The 21,970-nt window shown below is 37.9% G+C and carries 15 protein-coding genes; 10 read left to right on the plus strand and 5 right to left on the minus strand.

What is annotated here, in order from left to right:
- Positions 1–93 precede the first annotated feature (93 nt).
- From ACP6PK_RS20715 to ACP6PK_RS20735, 5 genes are all read left to right on the plus strand, one after another.
- On the plus strand, positions 94–2,904 hold the full coding sequence (locus ACP6PK_RS20715; RefSeq protein WP_426562236.1) for a zinc-dependent metalloprotease: 2,811 nt from the start codon (positions 94–96) through the stop codon (positions 2,902–2,904).
- Positions 2,905–3,358: 454 nt separating this feature from the next.
- On the plus strand, positions 3,359–4,960 hold the full coding sequence (locus tag ACP6PK_RS20720; protein ID WP_426562238.1) for an amidohydrolase family protein: 1,602 nt from the start codon (positions 3,359–3,361) through the stop codon (positions 4,958–4,960).
- Positions 4,961–4,993: 33 nt separating this feature from the next.
- Positions 4,994–5,980 (plus strand): CobW family GTP-binding protein, encoded by a 987-nt coding sequence (locus ACP6PK_RS20725; protein ID WP_426562240.1) that lies wholly within the window; start codon positions 4,994–4,996, stop codon positions 5,978–5,980.
- 677 nt (positions 5,981–6,657) lie between these two features.
- Positions 6,658–7,791 carry an agmatine deiminase family protein gene (locus ACP6PK_RS20730; protein ID WP_426562242.1) on the plus strand — a complete coding sequence of 378 codons (1,134 nt, stop codon included), beginning with the start codon at positions 6,658–6,660 and terminating at the stop codon, positions 7,789–7,791.
- Positions 7,754–8,224 carry a hypothetical protein gene (locus tag ACP6PK_RS20735; RefSeq protein ID WP_426562244.1) on the plus strand — a complete coding sequence of 157 codons (471 nt, stop codon included), beginning with the start codon at positions 7,754–7,756 and terminating at the stop codon, positions 8,222–8,224. Before ACP6PK_RS20730 ends, ACP6PK_RS20735 begins: the two co-directional genes overlap by 38 nt.
- Positions 8,225–9,007: 783 nt before the next feature.
- On the opposite strand, the gene ACP6PK_RS20740 is transcribed toward ACP6PK_RS20735, so the two are convergent.
- Together ACP6PK_RS20740 and ACP6PK_RS20745 are read right to left on the minus strand one after the other, a co-directional pair.
- Positions 9,008–10,450, minus strand: coding sequence for a polysaccharide deacetylase family protein (locus ACP6PK_RS20740; RefSeq protein WP_426562246.1), 1,443 nt, complete (start codon positions 10,448–10,450; stop codon positions 9,008–9,010).
- A 318-nt stretch (positions 10,451–10,768) separates the two neighbouring features.
- Positions 10,769–11,143, minus strand: a complete 375-nt coding sequence (locus ACP6PK_RS20745; protein ID WP_426562248.1) for a DUF29 family protein — start codon at positions 11,141–11,143, stop codon at positions 10,769–10,771.
- 194 nt (positions 11,144–11,337) lie between these two features.
- Here ACP6PK_RS20745 and ACP6PK_RS20750 point away from each other — a divergent pair, with 194 nt between their 5' ends.
- Entirely contained in the window at positions 11,338–14,169 is a 2,832-nt protein-coding gene (locus tag ACP6PK_RS20750) for a phospholipid carrier-dependent glycosyltransferase (protein WP_426562250.1), read from the plus strand.
- Between the two features lie 666 nt (positions 14,170–14,835).
- The gene (locus tag ACP6PK_RS20755; RefSeq protein WP_094673644.1) at positions 14,836–15,063 is read left to right on the plus strand and encodes a photosystem II protein, Psb35-related; all 228 of its coding nucleotides are present in this window, start codon (positions 14,836–14,838) and stop codon (positions 15,061–15,063) included.
- Positions 15,064–15,446: 383 nt separating this feature from the next.
- On the opposite strand, the gene ACP6PK_RS20760 is transcribed toward ACP6PK_RS20755, so the two are convergent.
- Positions 15,447–16,169, minus strand: a complete 723-nt coding sequence (locus tag ACP6PK_RS20760; protein WP_426562252.1) for a pentapeptide repeat-containing protein — start codon at positions 16,167–16,169, stop codon at positions 15,447–15,449.
- Between the two features lie 125 nt (positions 16,170–16,294).
- Here ACP6PK_RS20760 and ACP6PK_RS20765 point away from each other — a divergent pair, with 125 nt between their 5' ends.
- Complete coding sequence (locus tag ACP6PK_RS20765; RefSeq protein WP_426562254.1) at positions 16,295–17,230, plus strand: cobalamin-binding protein; 936 nt, start codon at positions 16,295–16,297, stop codon at positions 17,228–17,230.
- A gap of 474 nt (positions 17,231–17,704) precedes the next feature.
- On the opposite strand, the gene ACP6PK_RS20770 is transcribed toward ACP6PK_RS20765, so the two are convergent.
- Entirely contained in the window at positions 17,705–17,827 is a 123-nt protein-coding gene (locus ACP6PK_RS20770) for a hypothetical protein (protein ID WP_426562256.1), read from the minus strand.
- Between the two features lie 14 nt (positions 17,828–17,841).
- The gene (locus ACP6PK_RS20775) at positions 17,842–18,216 is read right to left on the minus strand and encodes a hypothetical protein (RefSeq protein WP_426562258.1); all 375 of its coding nucleotides are present in this window, start codon (positions 18,214–18,216) and stop codon (positions 17,842–17,844) included.
- A gap of 666 nt (positions 18,217–18,882) precedes the next feature.
- Here ACP6PK_RS20775 and ACP6PK_RS20780 point away from each other — a divergent pair.
- Together ACP6PK_RS20780 and ACP6PK_RS20785 are read left to right on the plus strand one after the other, a co-directional pair.
- A complete protein-coding gene (locus ACP6PK_RS20780) occupies positions 18,883–19,929 on the plus strand; it encodes a glycoside hydrolase family 24 protein (RefSeq protein WP_426562260.1) in 1,047 nt (348 codons plus the stop codon).
- Positions 19,930–20,570: 641 nt separating this feature from the next.
- Positions 20,571–21,482 carry a GUN4 domain-containing protein gene (locus tag ACP6PK_RS20785; RefSeq protein ID WP_426562262.1) on the plus strand — a complete coding sequence of 304 codons (912 nt, stop codon included), beginning with the start codon at positions 20,571–20,573 and terminating at the stop codon, positions 21,480–21,482.
- Positions 21,483–21,970: the final 488 nt, after the last annotated feature.

Genomic DNA, 21,970 nt, shown 5'->3' on the forward strand with positions numbered 1-21,970 from the left:
CCTTATTTCAAGCCTCTGGGTTAAACCAGAGGTAATGTTTCGCTAAAGCAAAATAAAACTCATAAACAGACAAAACAACTAGAGAAAATAATTATGCTAAAAATTACTAAGGTTATCAGCATATTACTGCTATTTTGTCTATCATTGATACTGGTAATATTTATCATTCCTACAACCAGAGCTTCAACAGTAAATATTTTACAAAAACCACAACTAATTAGTAATGCGGAAATAACAGATGATACTGATGAAGAATTGCCTGATGGGTATGAAAAACTAGAAGGAATATTTACCCTTTATCGAGACCAAGAAACAGGTCAAACATTAATGGAAGTTAAACAAGAACAACTGAATAAAAATTTCCTCTGTGTGATTACTTTAGAATCAGGTATTGGTGAAGCAGGTTTAATTAGTGGCATACCAATGAAAGATTTTGTATTCCAGTTACGGAAACAACAAGATAATATTCAATTTGTACTGCCAAATCTCAATTTTAGAACTAACGAATTAGACCCACAAGCTCGTTCAATAAAACGTTCTTTTAGTGATTCAGTTTTATATTCTCTACCCATCGAAGAAACTCATCCTGAAAGGCAAACCATGCTAATTGATTTAGAAAATTTATTGCTAGGGGATTTAAACTTACCATCATTAGAAGAATACTTACCTTATGATTACTCAATAGATGAGAAAAAATCTTATATTAGTGATGCTAAAGTATTTCCTTTAAATATAGAATTAGAGTCAGTTTATGGTATCCTAAATGAAGACTACCCAGAATATTTAGAATCTGTACCAGATAGTCGTGCTTTTAATCTCAGAGTTCGCTACAGTTTTTCAGAATTACCAATAAATAATGGTTATATTCCTCGACTTGCAGATGAAAGAGTAGGTTATGATATTAGTGCTTATCAAGATATTTCTGACAATAATCATCGCCAACCCTTTGTCCGTTATATTCAGAGATGGAATCTAGAAAAACAAATTCCCAGCGCACCTTTATCACCACCCCTAGAACCGATAACTTTCTGGATAGAAAATACAGTTCCAATCGAATATCGAGATGCCATTCGAGAAGGAATATTAATGTGGAATAAAGCATTTGAAAAAGCCGGATTTGTTAATGCTATTCAAGCCAAACAAATGCCAGATAATGCTAGTTGGGACCCAGCAGATGTTCGTTACAATACAATTCGTTGGTCTACTACTTTTGAATCTTGGTTTGAAGGCTTTGGACCTTCTCGTTTTAATCCATTAACAGGGCAAATTTTAGATGCAGATATTATCCTAGATGCAGGAATTATTAGAAATATTAAATATGGAGAAATAGGTAGTCTGGTTTTACAAAATCAATCTTTAGGTCAGGCTTTTAAAACTAAAGATGGCAAAAGTTATAATCCCTGTGTTTTAGATATGTATTCTCGTTATTTAGATAATCTAGAAACTGAGGCAGAAGCAAATATTTCCAACAAAAATAACGATATAGAATCTATAATTCCTCAATCCCTACAAGCAAAATATTTATATTCTCGGAAGTCATTATTATCAAACTCCCACTCATCAGAACATCTTTGTTTTGGTTGGAACTCATCTCAACAGTTAGCAGTGGGAGCAATAGGGATGGATGTTTTGCAAAACGTCAGACCTTACAGTACAGAAATGGAAAAGTATGTCAATCAATACTTAAAATATCTTACTGCTCATGAAGTCGGACATACTCTTGGTCTCAGACATAACTTTCATGGTAGCACTATGTTGGAACCAGAGCAGTTGAATGATATTAGCATTACTCGCACAAAAGGGTTAGTTGCATCTATCATGGATTATGTACCAGTCAACCTCGCGCCACAGGGAACAACACAAGGAGATTATTTTCCAGTTGTAGTCGGTCCTTATGATGAGTGGGCGATTGAATATGGTTACAAACCTAGTGGAATAGCTAGTTATATTGGTGAAAAAGCATTTTTACAAGACATTGCGAGTCGAGCAGTACAACCAGAACTATCTTATGCAACGGATGAAGATTCTTATGATATTCTCGATCCAGCAGCAAACACTTATGACCTCAGTAGCAACACATTAATTTATGCTCAATGGCAGTTAGATAACGCTCGGACAATTTGGAAAAGTTTAGAAAAGCGCGTTCCCAGAAGTGATGAAAGTTATAGCGATATCAGAGTAATGTTTAATACGGTATTCTCTTATTATTTCTGGCAAATATATGATGCTGCTTTGTATGTGGGGGGTCAGTCGTTTAACCGAGAAAGTATAAAATACGCTAATGGTAAATTGCCGTTTGAAGCAATACCTGTAGAAAAACAACGTCAAGCATTAGAAATACTAGACAAATATGTTTTTAGTGAGGAGGCATTTCAGTTCTCACCAGATTTGCTGAATAAGTTGGCACCGTCTCGTTGGTTACATTGGGGGAGTCCAGTTGTAGTGTTTCCTTTAGATTATCCAATTCAAGATCGGATTTTATTACGGCAACGGCGAATTTTACGATCGCTCCTTTCTGATACTCGTTTGACTCGTCTACGAGATTTGGAATTGAAAACAACGCCAGATAATGTTTTGAAGTTACCAGAACTTTTTGATAATCTGCAAAATACTATTTGGAGTGAAGTTGTACAACCAACTGGGGGTGCAGTTGAGATTTCTGGTATGCGTCGTTCCCTCCAACGAGAACATCTGAAGCTGTTAATTTCAATGGTATTGCGCAATCGTAGGGTGCCTGAAGATGCTAGAAGTTTGGCTTGGTATGAACTGCGACAACTGGATAAAGATTTGCAGAAGATGATTAAAAAACGGGGTAAGAAAATGGATGATTATACTAGGGCGCATTTAGAAGAAACACGCGATCGGATTCTGAAAACTTTGAATGCACAGTTGGAGTCGAATTAGAAATTCAAAAGTCAAAAGTCATATAAAATCCGGTTATACAGTAATCGCAAAATTACTTTCTCTTAATACAGATTTTCGGCGTTGCTGATTTTGGGTATGATTTGTATTTTTTTGTAATTGCTAAACTATTGAATAATAACTATTTCAGATTGTTCAATTTTTATTTTCATACCTTGATTCAGCAACGCCAGATTTTTTACTGAGAAGCCAAAGGATGGTTAGGGTTAAAAGTTGTGTAAGTCTCACTAGAAAAATATCAAGATTGTATAAAGAGTAAGTGACTTATGTCTTTAACGTTAGACTAGAAAAAGAGAAAAATTGACCCATCAAATTTTTCCTTCTAAATGGAATTATTCTATACTATTTTGAGAGAAATTGGCTTAACATTGTAGCCATAATTTCCGGAAACCACACTTGAGCTGGGTTGCTCTCGAAACACACTTAAAGCAAAGCTATGAAACAATTATCCAATAGCCGTCGTAACTTTCTCAAGCTTGCCACTGCTAGCGCAATGGCCACATCTGTTGTTCCGGCGATCGCCCAAAAAGCTAAGTCGGTTGACCTTAAGCCGAATCAGTCTGGCCCTTATGACTTAGTGATTGAAGGGGGCAGGGTAATAGACCCCGAAACTAGACTGGATGGGTTACTCTATGTAGGTATCAAGGGCAATCGCATCGCGGCTATCTCCGAAGAGCCTTTAGAAGGGGACAAAACTCTGAATGCCGAAGGATACATTGTTGCGCCTGGCTTTATTGACCTACACGCTCACGGACAGACCCCAACCGGTGCATGGATGCAAGCCTTTGATGGGGTGACGACTGCCTTGGAGTTGGAGTCAGGACTGCTACCCATCGGCCAGTTCTATGCTGAAACTGAGAGAGAAGGACGCCCAATTAACTTTGGGGCTGCTGCAGCTTGGACATATGCTCGGGCAGCCGCCTTTCACGGTCTAGACCCCAGACCTAACTTGGGCTTCTTCCAAGAGTCTTTTTCCTATACCGAATGGCAGAATAATTTGGCAACTCCAGAGCAGCTAGAAAAAATTCTGGATATGGTTGAAAGTGGCCTCAAGGAGGGCAGCATTGGTATTGGCATTAATGCAGGCTATGTTCCAGCATATGGTCGTAAAGAGTATTATGCCTTGGCCGAATTAGCTGCAAAATATAATGTTCCCACCTTTACCCATGTGCGTTACGCAAGTGTAATTGAGCCGAATAGTTCCTTTGAAGCGATGGGGGAGTTGATTGGTCTGTCAGCAATCACTGGGGCGCACATGCACATCTGCCACCTTAATAGCAGTGGTGGGCGAGATGCCCTGGCAATTGTAGACCTGATTAAACAAGCCCAGACTCAAGGGCTGCCCGTTACAACGGAAGCTTACCCCTACGGTGCAGCGTCCACGGCAATTGGAGCCGCATTATTCCAGGGTGAAGGTTGGGAAGCCCGTTGGGGCGGTGACATTCGCTTCGAGTTGGAGGGCAAAGAGCTGAGTTCAGCAGAAGTGGAGCAGCTCCAAGAAAGTGAGCCAGGTACGGTGATTGTGTTCCATTTTCTAGATCCGGATCAGTCGGCAGAAGATCTACAGAATATGGATGCTGCTGTCCTTTTCCCTGGTGGAGCCATTGCCTCTGATGGGGTTCCCTGGACTAATGCCACTGGCCAGTTTATTACTGAAGACATTTGGCCGTTGCCAGATGATGCGTTTTCCCATCCCCGGGCTGCTGGTGCCTACGCACGATTTATTTCTAAATATGTGCGCGAGCGTCGGGTCATCTCGTTAATGAAAGCGTTAGCCAAGACGAGCCTTTTCCCAGCGCAGATATTAGAAAAATCTGTCCCGCAAATGCTGAAAAAAGGGCGTCTCCAGGTTGGAGGCGACGCCGACATTGTAGTGTTTGACTTGGGAACAATTCAAGATCGAGCCACCTTTGTTGAACCGGTTCAAACCTCGGCAGGCTTTCGCCATGTTATTGTGAATGGTGTCCCTATCATTGAGAACGAGCAACGCATCGGCACAGCCCGTCCAGGGCGTAGTGTCCGTCGTCCTACTACTTAGAACATCAGCTTAGACCCTCAAATTGCATAGACCATGACCAGTCAAACTATTCTACCTACCAATGCTCCTAGAGTTCCTGTGACGATCGTCACGGGTTTTTTAGGAGCGGGCAAAACAAGCCTCATTAATCATCTGCTCACGAGTAATCATGGTCGTCGCCTGGCCATTTTGGTTAATGACTTTGGCACAGTCAATATTGATGCCACTCTGATTCGCCAACACGATGGCGACGTAGTGAGTTTAGAAAATGGCTGTATCTGCTGTAGTCTTAGCGAAGGCTTATTAGCATCTGCGGTGCGCTTGATTAGACAAGCCAACCCGCCTGAACAAATTGTCATTGAAACCTCTGGCGTTGCTGACCCGATTGATGTCGCCCGCACCTTCAATGATCCAGAGCTACAGCCCTATGCCCCATTAGATGGAGTGATTACCCTCGTCGATTCTGAACAAGCTCTCCAACTAGAGGAAACTGCACTAAACCTGGCTAAACGTCAGGTGATGGCCGCTGACGTCGCGCTGCTCAACAAAATGGATTTGGTTGATGCAAAACAACGCCAACTAACCCAAGCCTGGGTGCAACAGCTTGCGCCCCAGGCTCGCCTGCTCGCAGTCACCCACGGCAAAGCCCCCCTGGATTTTATCCTCCGTTGTGGGGGCACAGCGTTACAAGTTGCGCCAACACTTAACCAAGCGTATCCGTTCAATAGGATTAGTGGTGGCGATCGAAGCGACTTTGACACTTTCACTTATGAGAGCCAAGATCCTCTACCGATACAACGACTGCACGGGTTGCTTAGTCAATTACCCAAAACCGTCTTTCGGGTTAAAGGCATCTTGAACCTCCAAGAGAAACCCAAGCATCGCTGTGTATTACAAGCAACAGGACGACAAGCAGAAATCGAAGTTGGTCAGCCCTGGGGTGACGAAACGCCTCTGACGCAAATTGTGTTCATTGGTACTCAAGGTGGGGTAGATGGAATTCGGTTTCAAATGATGCTCTCAGGAAAACATAAGGATTAAATAGCGCTTCTGCATAAGGTGTCAGTGCCTCAAGGTACAATTCAAGTGGCGTTGGTGAATCAAGCTATGAATTGAGGTATTATACCAATTTAATAAATGTTTGCTACAAATATGAACTGTTTCTAGTAGTCAATAGTCAGTAGTCACGCTAAAAGAGTTATTATTCCCATTTTTGACATTGAAACAATTCAATTCGAGCAAATATACATCTGACTTCAACTATTTTAGTTAACTAAACTATACTGTAACATTCTTTTTTCAAGACGGTATTAGAGACCTCAAAAAAATAAAATGTACAAGAATTGATAATGATAATTATTATTAGTGAGAGTCAGGGGGCAGCTATCAACTGTTCTTTTTGTACTAAATTTCAAACTGGTATTGATTTGAGAATATTGAGGTAGTTGGAATGTCCATAGAATTAACTGAGGAGCTGAAAATCTTGTTATCTGAAACCGTAGCTCGACTGCCTCTTGTGTTCAAAATTTCCGTCTAACTGAAGTTATATCATGTTCGGATAATCACTTATAATAAAGTTTTTGTTTGTAGTAGGGCTGAAGCCCTATCTATAGTTCGGGCTGAAGCCCTACTACGAGCTTTAATTATAGTAACTATTTAGCCGAACATGATATTATTTGATATTTTGCGTAAGTCTTGTTCAATTTAAAATCTGCTCTATGAATAGACGCTCTTTTCTTCAATTAATGGCAACAACATCAGGTTTGATTTTGTCAGGAAAAAGTTGTGCTACCTTTTCTACAGCTAATTCTCAATTATCAAATAACATCTCATCTTCTATGCTATCGAATTATTCATTTTTTATGCCCGATGAAGCTGAACCCCATTTATGTACTTGGATGGCTTTTAGTGCAAGTGCAGATATTTGGGGTCGCAAATATAGTTCTGGAGTACAAGATAATCTTGCCAGAATTGCTAAAGCTATTGTCAAATATGAACCTGTGAAAATGTTAGTTCGGGAGGAAGACTATAAGGTAGCTGTAGCTAAATGTGGTACTGATGTAGAATTGATTGTTTGCCCAATAGATGACCTATGGATGAGGGATACAGGTTGCGTTTTTGTTGTCAATGATGCTGGAGAGAAAGCAGCTATCGATTTTAACTTTAATGGTTGGGGAAACAAGCAATATCACGATCGCGATGCAAAAGTAGCTCGGTTTGTGGCAAAACAGTCTGGAGTACCATTGATTAATACAGACCTTGTATTTGAGGGTGGTGGTATTGAAGTTGATGGTAATGGTACGGCGATCGTGACTGAAAGTTGTATTATTAATGATAATCGTAATCCTGGTTGGAGTAAAGCTGACTGTAAAGATGAATTGAAGTATTTATTGGGGTTGCGGAAAATTATTTGGTTACCAGGTATCAGAGGTTATGATATTACGGATGGTCATACAGATTTTTATGCGCGTTTTGCTCGCCCCGGTGTTGTTGTTGCTGGATACGATCCAGACCCAAACTCTTTTGACCATGCTGTTACGAAAAAACATCTAGAAATTCTGCGATCTGCAACGGACGCGGATGGGAATAAATTAGAAGTTGTGGTACTTGAGGGTCCGAAAAAGATACGACCGGGATACGAAACCGATGACTTTGCAGCAGGATATATTAACTTTTACGTTATTAATGGAGCGGTCATTGCTCCAGAATTTGGCGATCGCCAGGCAGATAAACGTGCAAAGGAAACTTTAGCGGAACTTTTTCCGGGTCGAGATATTGTGCAAATTAATATTGATGAAATTGCTGCCGGAGGTGGTGGAATACATTGTACGACTCAGCAGGAAGCAAAGTAATTTCAGTTATCAGTTATCAGCGAACCCAGAAACCCGGTTTCTTGAAGAAACCGGGTTTCTTTGCGTAAACACCATTCGTTATATTCATGCCAACCCCAAGACAGCAGGAATGAAACACGGCTTTTTCTATGACTTTTCTAACTACGGCAGTTATGAACAATTAACCACGGATGGTATTACTCAATGGCATCCCGCCTTCTTTGAGTTAGGTTCATCCCTGGAAGAATGCACCGACAAATACAAATGGTTCTGTCGGCGTTACAAACCCAGGAAAAAACTAGCAACAGTCAGTGATTGGGGTAAGAGGATATTGAGAGGGATATTAAGTATAGTTCCCAAAACAAAGGTATCCCCCGGACAAATTCCTTTGCCTTTTTTGGTGGAAAAAATAGTCTTGATAGTGGTACTTAGACAACTTAACTGCCAAAAATAAGCTCAAATATAGATAGGGAAGCGGTTTTACGTCGAAAAGGTATAAATCCTTTATTACCAAGGGTTTTAGCCATTTTTAAGGAGTTGACGTAATTCCCTTGTCTAGACTGGCTTTCAAGCAGTTTTTCTGCCAAAAAATGTCTAAGTACCAATAGAAATTCCACAGATAGCACAGACAGCGATGGAATTTATTAAAGCGAATCGTTTTCCGTGTTATTCTGTGAGTTGGTAGAGGCATTTCAGTTATCAGTTATCAGTGACTACTGCCTGAAGTCGGTTTAATGAAATCAGAAAGTAGGGGTGGGTTCTGAAACTGTGTGCAAAATATTGACATTAAACCGATAAATAAAATCAACCCGCCCCCAAACAACCACCGAAACCAGTAGGGGCGGGTTCATCCCAAAACATTGATATTAACCAATAAATTCAATCAACCCGCCCCCAACAACCACCGAAACCAGTAGGGGCGGGTTCATCTCAAAACATTGATATTAACCAATAAATTCAATTAACCCGCCCTACTCAAAGCTTTTGGTTAAACCCGCCCCTACAAACTTCCCCTGTGACTCCTGACTCCTGGGGGCGGGTTTAGTTAACTTAATTGCTGCTCTCAAAGCTTTTGGTTGAACCCGCCCCTACAAACTTCCCCTGTGACTCCTGACTCCTGGGGGCGGGTTTAGTTAACTTAATTGCTGCTCTCAAAGCTTTTGGTTGAACCCGCCCCTACAAACTTCCCCTGTGACTCCTGACTCCTTATTCCGGTACTTATGAACAATTGATAATATCATAGAGAAAAATCACCCTGTTGATACACATTAATTTCCTCCTCACTCAACAACTCCATAAAATCTGCTAACTCGCTATAAGTCACGCACTGAACTTCGGGCAAACCGCAGACAGACTCAGCAAATCTAAACATGGCATTCCAGTACGCGCCGTTATTCCAAGCAGAAAAATGATGCCCGATATGTATGGGAGCGCGGTTGCCATTATAGTTTTTCTGAAAATACCTCATGTAAGTTTTATAAGTATCTTCCTCATAACGTTTGGCATTGCGAGGATTAGGTTTGGCGCGAGAATGCAGATAATAAAAATTGTAATCCATTGATAACACGCTCTTACCACTGGAGTTAGTCAAACTAGCTAGGGGAAAATTCCAAATACCGTTTTCCTGACGCGGCCAATAATTAGAAGATGCCACTTTGCTAGTGTCATAGCGAAACTCATTCTTGGCGAGAACTTTATACATACCTTGACTTCTAGCTAATAAGGGAGCGCGAAAACCTTCTATGGCATTGCGATCGAATACGAGTGAGCCTGGTAATTCGTTAATTTTATGCGCTTCAAACAGAAACTTATCAAAATATTCAAACTCCTCACCCCAGTCTTGCTCACTCCATTTACTACCGTTGAAATGCCCCACTGCATGAGACCCGATCTCGTGACCTTCCTGGTAAGCGAGGTTAACCTGTTCGAGTCGCAGATCAATATCTTGAGCTGTTCCTCCCCAACCAATATCCGAACGACCTTTACCTTTGCCACCGGGAGGGTTGTAGAGTTTCCGTTTATCCTTGCTGACAAAATATACACCACTAACAAAATAAGTGAAGCGAACGTTAACGCCTTTTTCTTCCATTTCTTTAGCAAAATTGCGCGACTTCTTCCAAGCATCTAGGGAACGGGAACCATCAAATGCTAACATGACAAACTGGGGCGGTGTTTTGCTTGCCATCTCTGTCTTTTGCATCAGTTTGTAGAGAAAGCGAGCATTCCAAAGGTTTAACTGACAGCTCTTGCCACCATTAGCTTTGATACAAGCAGAAATTAATTCTGGAGTAAAAGGACCCATAACTTGATTATTTTCGACGCAATAACCGATAATTTTGTTGAGGGTAGCTCCCTCCGGACATCTTCTGTTTCCGTAAGCTTGGAGAAATAATTTTTCTGACCATTGGTTACTATTGCAACTGCCTCCACCTCCCCATTCTCGACATTTTTTAATCATTGTTTTGGTGAATGGTCCAAGAGCATATTCGCCGTTAGTATAGAAGTATCCACCTTTGTCGTTAATGGGCTTTTTTTCAAATTTTAATGTCTCTAATTTGGCAGTTTTATTGTTAGTAGGTGTAGGGTTGTCAGAAATATTTGATGTGTTGCTACAGGCAGATATTAAGATTAAAATACTATAGATAAAAAGGGTATGGTATAATTTTATTTTTATGAGCACTTTAATATTTTTCACTCCTATAGTTATTAACTCATCAGATTATAATCTAAGTGATGGCTTTTTTAATAGACATATCTAGAAAAGAGGGAGTAGGGATTCATTAATGGATAATTATCAATTATCCATTATCAATTATCAATTAATGAAAGATGTCTAATATATCCCCTATTTATTCCTACTACCAAATTTCCAATCTTCCCCACCGGGTAGCAATACTAAATTATCGTCAATAATTGCAGGTAAAACCTCTGGTTAATGTTCGTAAATTAAAGACAATAAACTCAAAGTATTTTCGGTAACTTGAGTTGTTTATACCATTTATTTTAGTTGAAACGGACTGCAATTAACATCTAATGTTTCCACGCTGGCATCTCGAATGGCTGCTTCTATAACTTGCGCGATTACCTCTCCCCATTCATCTTTTTTGAAGTAATAAGAGGTTTTATTTGGCCTCAAATTCAAGTCTTGAATTTCTCGAACTGAATTGCGGATAGATGCTGCCCAGGAATTAGTTAAACGTCCTTCTACCTGATTTTTGATTAAGTGAATTAACATCACAGTTAAATAGGATTTTATTTTTCTAATTATGTCTTTTTTACTCAGAGCATCCAGTTCGTCAATAATTTCTAAGGCATCATGATTTATACCTTCAATAATGGAAGTTCTTAAGTCTATTAATTCTTCAGTTGTCATTAGTTATTTTCCTCTAAATTATTGGTGTTTAAAAGGGGAGTATTTGCTATATGAGTATTTCCTTTAGTTATTAACTCATCATATCATAAAGGTGTAGTAAAATTAAGCAGGTAAATGTGTTTCTGTCTACTGGACTGACTTTGTTGGGTTGAGGAATGAAACCCAACCTACGCTTATTAGTGATAACTTAAATTATGATTGCCCAAGAAAAAAAACAACCCAAAATTAATCATATTCTTACCTTAACTATTTTATGGTTATTTGTGACGGTGAGCGATCGCCTCTGGTTTGCTTTTGATAATTCTGTTCCTGCTTGGGATCAGGCAGACTATCTGACTGGTTCCCTAACTTACTGGCGTGCTTTGCAAAATGTACAATTGTTTTCTGGGGAATGGTGGAAACATTTTTGGGAGCTTTCGCCGAAGGTACCGCCTTTAACTTACATTCTTACTGTTCCGTTTCAAAATATTTTTGGTAGGGGTGCTGACGAAGCAACTTTAGTACATCTATTTTTTAGTGGTATTTTACTTACTTCAGTTTACAGTTTAGGCAGCAAATTATTTAATCAAAAAGTTGGTTTCTGGGCAGCAGTTTTATGTATATTATTTCCGGGATTATATAGATATCGTTTACAATTTTTACTCGACTATCCCCTCACGGCAATGGTAACTTTAAATTTCTGTTGTTTGACATTTTGGTATGGGAAGAAGGAAGAAGGAAGAAGGAAGAAGGAAGAAGGAAGAAAGAAAGTTTTATTGTTTTTAGATAGGGAAGAGGGAACAGGGAAGAGGGAACAGGGAGGAAAAAAAGTTCTATTGTTTTTGGAAAATTTTATAGGATTAGTATCTGCTAAAATAGATAAATTATTTCCAGATCAATCTCTCAAAGATTGGCTTTGGGTAACTGCTTTTGGTTTAACTTTTGGTCTAGCAATTTTAGTTAAGCAAACTACAATATTTTTTCTGTTTACGCCGTTGCTTTGGATAGGAATAAATATTCTCAAAAAACGACAATGGTACAAATTAATTCAACTAATTTATTCTCTGTGCTTATCCGTCGCAATTTTTTATCCTTGGGCAAGAACAAATTGGCTGTTAATGTTAACTGCTGGTAAACGAGCAACGGTAGATTCTGCTATTGCTGAAGGCGACCCTAATCTCTTAAGTTTAGATGCTTGGATTTATTATGGAAAATTACTCCCTTATCATATTTCTCTACCTCTATTAATTATTCCCATCGGTGGATTAATTTTTTACTTTATCCGACTGAACAAAAAACAACAAAATTTTTCAAGTCAGCTTCATTCTTTTCAATGGATAGCCATATTTTTAATCGGCGGATATCTAATTTGTTCTCTCAATATCAACAAAGATTTTCGTTACACTTTGCCATTATTGCCAGTTTTATCAATTTTATTAGCCTTTGGTTTAATGCAGTTTCCTGGAAAAGTAGGAAAACAAATTCGCTACTTTACTGTCGGTTTAGCAATTATTTTAATGCTATTAAATCTCTGGCCTGTAGGTGGAATTTTCCTCAGAAAAATTACTACTTGGTTAAGTCCTGGCGCTACTTATTATGCTCATTTTGGCAAAGAATTTCCGCATAGAAAAGTAATTGCTGAAATTGTCAAAACTGACCCCTATTTACAATCAACTTTAGGCGTTTTACCTTCCACTCCAGAAATTAATCAACATAACTTAAATTATTACGGCGCTCTACAAAATTTACAGGTCTATGGTCGCCAAGTCGGAACTAACTTTAAACAAGTAGAACAAGATGCGCGATCGCTTTCTTGGTTTGTCACAAAAACTGATGAACAAGGTTCTGTTAAAAGAATTAAAAAAGCTCAAGCTGCTATTGTTAATCTTATCGAACAACACCCGAATTTTAAATTACAAAAAAGTTGGCAGTTGCCAGATAATAGCAACTTAAATCTCTATCATAATCAATTTTTACCTATAGAAGTTAATCCTCTGAATAAACCACAGGAAAAAGTTAAACTAGACTATATAATTTTATCGCCAAAAATTCGACCAGGAACCTCAATACCTATTACCTATAAATGGTCTGGTTCGTGGCAAGAATTACAGTCAGGTTTAGTCTTATTAACTTATCGCCGAGAAAATATTAATCAACCACAAACCGAACTCAGAAACCCGGTTTTTCCAAAAAACCAAGTTTCTTTGGCAGGACTTACGCAGAAACCGGGTTTATCAGGGAACTTTCCTGGTTTGAACAACAATAACCAGGGCAATAAACCCGGTTTCTTGGTTGAAAAACCTATCACCCAATTCATTCACGATCGCGCGATAGGAATGGGAAGTTTGCACCCTGGTATGTTTCAAGCGAATGAGTCTGAGGTGGGGTTTGAAGTTATTGAACGAATAGGAATGTTACCCCCATCTAATATCGTACCTGGAACTTATCTATTAGAGGCGACTTATCTTAACCGAGAAACTGGAGCAAGTTATCCTATTGCTGTACAACCTCCCGTGCGGGTAGAAGTTGACCCCCAGGCGCAAATATTACCAGCACCAGAATTAGATTTAGTGACACAGTTGCGCATGTGGGGTCAAAAGTTACCTCTGGGAATAAAGGGGTTGGAAACTGTGTTTGCGGAGGTGGCGCGAGTTAACCAATACGATCCAGTTCAAGATTATACTGAACAAGCAGAACAAACTTTAACTTATCGTTTGCAACAGGAACCAGATAATTTAGAGTGGCTCTATAGTTTGGCTTTGGCACAAGTTTTACAAAAAGATGCAGAGGGAGCGATCGCTACTTTGACTAGGATAACTGAGTTAGATTCCCAGAACCCCTTTGCTTATGCTTATTTGGCTTTTGTCTATTTATATGAGCTTAATCCTGGGGCGGCGGAAATAGCTTTAAAGTCTGCTTTGGAAATTGACCCCGATCAACCAGAGATTAGGTCATTAAATGGTATTGCTGCTTTAATGCAAGGAAATTTAGTCCAAGCATGGCGAGAGTTGATAAGTCAAAAGTCAGAAGTCAAAAGTCAGAAGTAATTTTATAAGAGCGTAGTGGGCCGACACAGCTAAAACTGTGCATTAGGGAGTAGGGGAGTAGGGGAGTAGGGGAGTAGGGGAGTAGGGGAGAAAGATTTTTGTTGGGTTTCACAAGTCAGAAGTCAAAAGTCAGAAGTAATTTTATAAGAGCGTAGGTTGGGTTGAGGAACTCCGAAACCCAACCCAAGAAAAATAAGGTTTTGTTGGGTTTCACTTCGTTCTACCCAACCTACTGGATTGTTTCATCTTAAATGTTGCAATAGATTTTTGTTGGGTTTCACAACTCAAAAGTCAGAAGTAATTTTATAAGAGCGTAGGTTGGGTTGAGGGACTCGAAACCCAACCCAAGAACAATAAAGTTGTGTTGGGTTTCACTTCGTTCTACCCAACCTACATTTTGAGGCGTGTCAGTCCAGTAGGGTGTGTTAGAAAGCTAAAATTTAGACTGTAAAAGGGATTCAGCATTGAATATGTGTTAGTCCACTACTGACTTGATTTTAAAACTTTTAATTATATCATAATTTGAAATTTATGTCGATTCCTAACAGGTGTGGATTTCTATGGCTTTTTATTCAGCTTGCCGAATATCATTAACTTGACAGTTAAAGCAATAAATTGTTACATTTATTTACAGTAAGGTTAAAAAATGTAAAGGAAAAACAAATTATGGTTATCTTAATCTCATTATTCGTAATCGCTTGGGTAGCTGCTGCAGTAATCGGAAGTCAAGCTTACTTCTTAGGTGAGCAAACAAAGCCTATCCATGAGCGCAACTGGAATTCTAAGTCTTTTGAAAACTTATCTGAATCTTTGACTGGCAATAGATTGGACTACAACAAGAGAGTTCCGTCGTATAGTATGGATGCCTATGCTAGTCAGTCTATTAATGGTTGAAATGCTTAGGTAATAGTCAAAGGTATAGCGGTGTGCGTAGGGAACAGGGAACATAAAACAAGCAATAGTAAGAATAAATTGCCGATAATATAAGGCTTTGAGCTGCTTGGACACCTCCTGCAATTTGTAAAGCGTGCCAGCGCACATTGCTATTGCAAAAAGCAAAAAGTATATATAGCAATCAGGAATGAGATGTGAGAATTTTTATGATAGTTAGTTTGAGGTGAAAAGCTTAAAAATTCTGACTCCTGACTCCTGACTCCTGACTCCTACAGCAGTTTTGTGGTTTACTCAACGAAAAGCGCTGTAATCGAATAGACACTATATTCAAAAATAAGAAATATATTTGCCACTAAAGTAAATCTCTGAAACGGAATAACTTTTTAACTTTGACAAAGAGCTTGGTAGTCAATACCATCTGGTAGAATCACATCAACTAATTTAGCATTCTTTAAATCAACCAGATTCAAATTAGCATCAACTAACTTAGCACTACTCAAATCAGTACCATTAAAATTGGCTTTTGTCAAGTCAGCACCAGACAGATTAGAACTATTGAGATCGACCAGACTCAAATTAGCATGAGAAAGATTAGCACTACTCAAATTAGTAACAATTAAATAAGAACCAGTTAAGTCCGCATGACTTAAATCAGCACCAACCAGATTAGCACCAATCAAACTCGCATACTTAATACTAGCCTGCATCAAACAAGCATAACTGAGACTGGCACTAAAAAGAAAAGCATGATTTAGATTAGCTTGGGAAAGATTAGCACAAAACAAAAAAGCACGATTTGCATCAATTTGCGAGAGATTAGCACCACTCAAGTTAGCGTTACTCAGGTTAGCTTCACACAATTTAGCACCTGTTAAGTTAGCTTCACTTAAATTCGCCCCTACCAAATTTGCCCCAGTCAAGTTAGCATTACTCAGATTCACACCACAGAGATTAGTATTCATCAGGTCAGCATCACTAAAATCAGAATTACTAAAGTCAGCACCACTGAGATTAATACCTTCAAGGCCAACTTCTTGGAGTTTTGTAGCCATAAAATTTCTGTTACCATTAGTATAATCTTCTAGTAATTGCTTAGTATTATTCATTATGAGTGTCTACATTATATTTTTTTCTCTAGTTACTATTTTCTCAAAATACCAATACTAATAGATGCTGATAAAGCTTAAATTTTTATTAAGAAAACCATACGCTATATACTTAGAAAAAGATAATGATAAATTACCCATTAAAAATTGTTTCCCTCATTCCCAGTGCGACAGAAATTATTGCTACATTGGGGTTAACGAAAGTTATTGTTGGTAGAAGTCACGAATGTGACTATCCTCCAGAAATTCAAAATTTGCCTGTTTGTACTCAACCTAAATTTAATCCTGATGGTAGTAGTCGGGAAATTCACGACCGCGCTACGGAGTTATTAGAGTCTGCTTTAAGTGTATACCGTGTGGAACTAGAAACATTAGAAAAATTACAGCCTACTCATATTATTACTCAAGCTCAATGTGATGTTTGTGCTGTTAGTTTGGCGGATGTAGAAACGGCAGTTCAAAGTTTAACAAAAAGTCATCCTCAAGTTATTTCTTTAGAGCCTAATTTATTGGCAGAAGTTTGGGTTGATATGGAACGAGTAGCAAATAGTTTAGGAGTGGATGGAAATGAGGTAATTTCTCTGTTGAAAAAAAGGGTAGTAGCTTGTGAAGAAAAAACTCAAAATTTACCAGTTAATAATATTCCTAAAGTAGCGTGTATTGAGTGGAGTAATCCACTAATGGCTGCTGGAAATTGGATACCAGAATTAGTTAAACTTGCGGGTGGAAATTCATTATTTGGAGAGATAGGAAAGCATTCTCCTTGGTTAAAATGGGAGGAGTTATTAAATGCTAATCCAGATGTAATAATTTTTATGCCTTGTGGTTTTGATTTAGAACGTACTCGCCAAGATACTTTAGAGTTAATTAAAAGCTCAGAATGGCAAGATTTATCTGTAGTTAAGTCAGGAAAAGTTTATATTACTGATGGTAATTCTTATTTTAATCGTCCGGGACCAAGGTTAGTAGATTCATTGGAAATTTTAGCGGAAATTTTACATCCTGAATTATTTAATTTTGGTTATCAAGGAATAGGTTGGGTGGAACTAATTAATAATTAATAATTAATAATTAACAATTAGATATCTATACCCAGAAACAGGGTTTATATTAGCCATATATTAATATCTACTTCCCATAAACCCGGTTTCTTCTAACTCGCTGCGGTTACTAATTAATAATTAGATATCTATACCCAGAAACAGGGTTTGATATAAGACAGTTATCTCTATCATTGTAAGCATTTCCTGCGGAATGCTGCGCAAACAGCTATTAGCGGTCAGCTCATCCTAGGTCATGCTACGCAAACAGCTTTTTTAATCAATTAAGCAATAATTCGTTTAAGTTATACTATATTTTAAACCCATAAATTGAAGTAAAAGAACGAAGATTTTGAGTTTTCAACCCATATAATTCAAGCGGTTGAAAGCTGAAAGCTGAATGCTGACGGCTGAATGCTTACCTATCATTTCTCCCTTTTTTTCAAAATTTACTTCTTCTCCCTTCTCCCTTCTTCCTTCTTCCTTCTTCCTTCTTCAATCCCACCAATAAGACACAACAATAGCATCTTGTTGATAGGGTTTATTTTCACTCATCAATTCTTCTATTAATCGAGCTTTAAGACACCGTTGAAGTCGGAAAGCATATTGTTCATTCATACCATCAATAATATCTACAGCATCAGTACGCCATTTTTTCCTAAGTCTAAAAGTGACGATACTATTGTTACTTCATTTTCAGTAAGAATATAAAGTGTATCAGCAGGATAATTTATAAAGTTAATTATACTTTCATGTGGCATAGGACGATAATTAGCCATTGCTAAAAGTGTATCGATTAAACCACTAAAACTCAAGCCATTTTCATCGGGAGCAAAAATCGGTTTTGTGAATAAAAAACTTGCCCATAAAGTAGAATTTTCTATCAAATCTCTAATTACTTCTTCTCCATCAAATTGATTAAATTGACGTTGCCAAACAAGTGGAGCAAAAAGTTCTTGTGGGGAATAAGATTTGGCAATGGATTGGATTTTTTCGATTTCTAGCATAAATTTTATAGTGCTACGCGCTAGGGAATAAGGAATAGGGAATAGGGAATAGTACACTTTCAATTCAAAGAGTTTTCCTACGGAATGCTCCGCAAACAGAATTTATAAATGTCAAACACCTTAATGCGTAATACTATTTATCAAAAATATTCCTATATTTGATTAGGTGGGGGAATGTGGGAGGTGGGGGAAAGGGACGTTGTATGCAAAGTCCGTATACATAAGAATAATTAACATTAACTGGCTAATAATTAGGTATGAGAGCTATTTTGTCTGTGTTAATTACTTAATAACTGAAGTGTCACCAAAGTATAACATTACTTTGGGGAATTTGTAGAACGCTATGCTGAGTTAAATTCCTTGGTTGAATAACTTGATTTTTTTGTTTTATTTAATATATAAATCCTCAATTGGTTGTGAAAATTTTGCTCTTTTATAACAGTTAATATTAATTGTAGCAATTATTGTTTTCAGATGGTATTATTCCAATTCCTACAACCCCTGTTTTCTTTTGGCTTTTTAATTATGACTTTTGCCTAAGAAAACTTGCTAAAAACTAAGAAATATATTAAATTTAATCTCAAATAATACTGTTTATAGTAAAATAATCCATACTTCCTATAATTTAGTCTGATGTCTTAATCTGAAATATTCAAGTGGTGTGTCATGTATAATCAACAAGCACAACAAAGAAGTCAACAAAACAAAAATTCAGACTTTGAGTTAATAAATATCTGGTTACAACAAATTCCTCCTATACAGCAATCTTCTCATTTATATATAGCCCAAATGTTTCTGAAATTTGTCAGAAAACCACTAGAAAAAGTAACTTCAGCAGATGTTATAGCATTTGCAAATGTACAAAGTATTAATTCTCACAATCGGGAATCTCATCAACACAAACGAGTAGATACTATTAATTCTCTGCTAAAATTTGGTCAGCAAACTGGGATACTCCCTACTACTCAAAAAAAAATATTGTCTCCTAATACTACAAACTTCAAAAAATCAGTTTCCTCTCAAGATAAAATTAAAAATTACCGCACTACTCGGAAAGTGCAGAAAAAAACCTTAAACTTGTCTAAACTATTTAACCTCCAATTAGCTTCTTCCCTATTAATTATTTTAGGATTATTCATAGCAATCTCACAACTATTTCGAGCAGTAGGTGGGGGTGCAAATGCTGAGAAAAAAGGGTCAGTAACATCAGTAGTTATGCCTAAGATAGATCCAACTAAGAACTGGGCTTATCCAGTAAATGTTCCCAGAATTAGAGCTTTTCTAGATACAATCTCTGTGACAGAAGGTACAACAGGGCCTCAAGGTTATTATCGTCAATATACAGGCAGTCATTTCTCTAGCTTTAAAGACCATCCGAGAGAACTGAAATGTGCCCTTAGTAATGGTAAGGAACTTTGTTCTGATGCTGCTGGTAGATATCAGTTTTTGAGTACCTCCTGGGATAGATTTGCTCCTATAGTCAAGGCTAAGAATTTTAGTCCTACTTATCAAGACCGTGTAGCAATAGAATTGATTCGAGAAAAAAATGCTCTGAAAGATATTGAAGAAGGCAGAATAGAAGAAGCTTTTAGAAAGTTATATATGGTGTGGCCATCATTTGGGGAAACTACAGCAGATGTGGAACGACTCATGCCTAAACTTATAGGAACTTATGAACAGAAATTGGCTCTTTATCAACCAAAGAGCGAATAGGGAATGTGGTGAGTGTGGGGAGTCTAGATAGAATTAGACCTCTCCAAAAATCAAAAATAAAATCAATTATTTATCGTGCAGAAATCATCAATTATTTTCCCCTACTCCGTACTCCCTCTTTTCTGGAGAAGCCTAATTTCAGCAATTAAGAATTTTCATGTGACGAGGTGTCGATACAATTAATAATTAATAATTACCCAGACCGAATAATTAACAATTATAATTTTCATGTGACGAGATGCCGTTTGCGCAGCATGACCTAGGAATACAATTAATAATTATCTAGAGTGGAAAATTCATAATTTATAACAGACTATCTCATGCTTCTTTATGGCCTATAAATCATTGATTATTCATTATTAATTATTAATTACAATGGGAGGCTTTAAGGCGTGAATTGTTGAATGAATAATTAATTGACTATCAACTATTAATGATTAATTATTACAGCAGTTTCCGAAGCTATGAGGTAAAGTTGTTTTTATTTTTTTCTATTCCCTATTCCCTATTCCCTGTTCCCTGTTCCCTGTTCCCTCAAACCTAAAATTTTGTACCTCATAACAACGGTAAGCGCTGTAACTATTAATTATTAATTATTCAGTAATATTGGTTTTCAATGATTTTGATTAACAAAAAAAATTATGTTATGTCCTATTTGCGGTGCAGAATATGTTGAAACAGTGCCAGAGTATTGCTCTATTTGTGACTGGAATTTAAAATCAGATACTGCTTTCTTTGCTACAGCAGAAATTTACCAACAGAAAGAACAAGCAAAGTTGAACTGGGCTAGAAAAATGTGGCAAATTGTACAAGCTAGGGAAAATCCTAGTCATCATAATAGCAATTCTGGTTTACCAACTGTACCAGCAGATGGAGTAAATGACAACCAAAATTATAGGGATATAAAAAAGCAACTAGATGAAATACAAGCTCAGTTACATCAGGCAGCAATAGAACGCTTCCAATTACATTCTCAGTTAGAGTGGGTGCTTTATCGTCTCGAACAACTTAACCCAGAGACTTTGGCAGAAACCCTATATAGTATTGAAGAAAAGTTGAATGCTATACCAACTCCAGAACCACCAATGTCAGAAGTAGGGATAGATTATAACCCACTAATAAATCTTTTGGCTGCTCGAAAATGGCGAAAAGCAGATGAACTTACTTGGGAGTTGTTGCTGCAAGTAACTCTGAGGGAAGAAGAAGGTTGGCTCCAGTTGGTAGATATTGAGAATTTTCCTTGTACAGACCTTTGCACTATTGATTGGCTTTGGGAATATTATAGTCATGGGTTGTTTGGCTTAAATACACAACAACGTATATGGGAAAGTGTGAGTGGGGAATATGGATATTTTTGCGATCGCTTGGGATGGCGAGATGGAGAAAATTGGAAATATTATGATGAACTTTCTTTTAACTTGGAAGCTCCAGAAGGTCACTTACCGATAATTATATGGCGACGACGTGCTTGTTATGGGGTTGGCCAAATGATGGCTCCTGAAACTTTTGTTGCTTTAATATCGCGACTAACAACTTGTGGTGGTAATAGATAATTGACACTCTTACTGTTAACTGGACTTTAGCAAAAAGTAGCTGAAAAATAGCATCAAATCCTTACACACTAATGAATTAAGTTAAATTTAGCCTGCGCAGCTAATATATCTAGCTTTGAGCAATTTTTAGCCAGTTGAGGTATTTACCTTGCCCCTATTGGGTTTGAACCCATTTTTCCTATCAAAAATCTTAAAGTCCAGTTAAGTCTAAAGATTATAATGGAAGATTATTGTTTTGGTGAGGCAATCCTAGTCATATCGTTTCACGGAAGTCAAAAGTCAAAAGTAAGATTTTGTGAACTAAAAACTTTGACACTATGGTAATTTCAAGCAATTATTTCACATTTTGAAATCTTCCCGACGCTACTCTCAGGAGACAGCGCCGGATTCCCTAGCATCACTGTTAGGGGCTTTCTGCTGCCTCTTGCCTCCTGCCTCCTGCGGAGGAGCTGCGCTTTTTCGTATAGGGAATGCTCCGCTTTCCATGT

It is taken from the genome of Dapis hubbardiae BLCC-M172 (genome assembly GCF_050016015.1).
Classification (GTDB): Bacteria; Cyanobacteriota; Cyanobacteriia; order Cyanobacteriales; family Microcoleaceae; genus Trichodesmium.

Bases quoted from the DNA above. Each gene is read 5' to 3' on its own strand.
- ACP6PK_RS20780 (WP_426562260.1), top strand. From the start codon at position 18,883: ATGTATAATCAACAAGCACAACAAAGAAGTCAACAAAACAAAAATTCA.
- ACP6PK_RS20750 (WP_426562250.1), top strand. From the start codon at position 11,338: ATGATTGCCCAAGAAAAAAAACAACCCAAAATTAATCATATTCTTACC.
- ACP6PK_RS20765 (WP_426562254.1), top strand. From the start codon at position 16,295: ATGATAAATTACCCATTAAAAATTGTTTCCCTCATTCCCAGTGCGACA.
- ACP6PK_RS20730 (WP_426562242.1), top strand. From the start codon at position 6,658: ATGAATAGACGCTCTTTTCTTCAATTAATGGCAACAACATCAGGTTTG.
- ACP6PK_RS20770 (WP_426562256.1), bottom strand. From the start codon at position 17,827: ATGAATGAACAATATGCTTTCCGACTTCAACGGTGTCTTAAAGCTCGA.
- ACP6PK_RS20775 (WP_426562258.1), bottom strand. From the start codon at position 18,216: ATGCTAGAAATCGAAAAAATCCAATCCATTGCCAAATCTTATTCCCCA.
- ACP6PK_RS20725 (WP_426562240.1), top strand. From the start codon at position 4,994: ATGACCAGTCAAACTATTCTACCTACCAATGCTCCTAGAGTTCCTGTG.
- ACP6PK_RS20755 (WP_094673644.1), top strand. From the start codon at position 14,836: ATGGTTATCTTAATCTCATTATTCGTAATCGCTTGGGTAGCTGCTGCA.
- ACP6PK_RS20715 (WP_426562236.1), top strand. From the start codon at position 94: ATGCTAAAAATTACTAAGGTTATCAGCATATTACTGCTATTTTGTCTA.
- ACP6PK_RS20785 (WP_426562262.1), top strand. From the start codon at position 20,571: ATGTTATGTCCTATTTGCGGTGCAGAATATGTTGAAACAGTGCCAGAG.
- ACP6PK_RS20720 (WP_426562238.1), top strand. From the start codon at position 3,359: ATGAAACAATTATCCAATAGCCGTCGTAACTTTCTCAAGCTTGCCACT.
- ACP6PK_RS20745 (WP_426562248.1), bottom strand. From the start codon at position 11,143: ATGACAACTGAAGAATTAATAGACTTAAGAACTTCCATTATTGAAGGT.
- ACP6PK_RS20760 (WP_426562252.1), bottom strand. From the start codon at position 16,169: ATGAATAATACTAAGCAATTACTAGAAGATTATACTAATGGTAACAGA.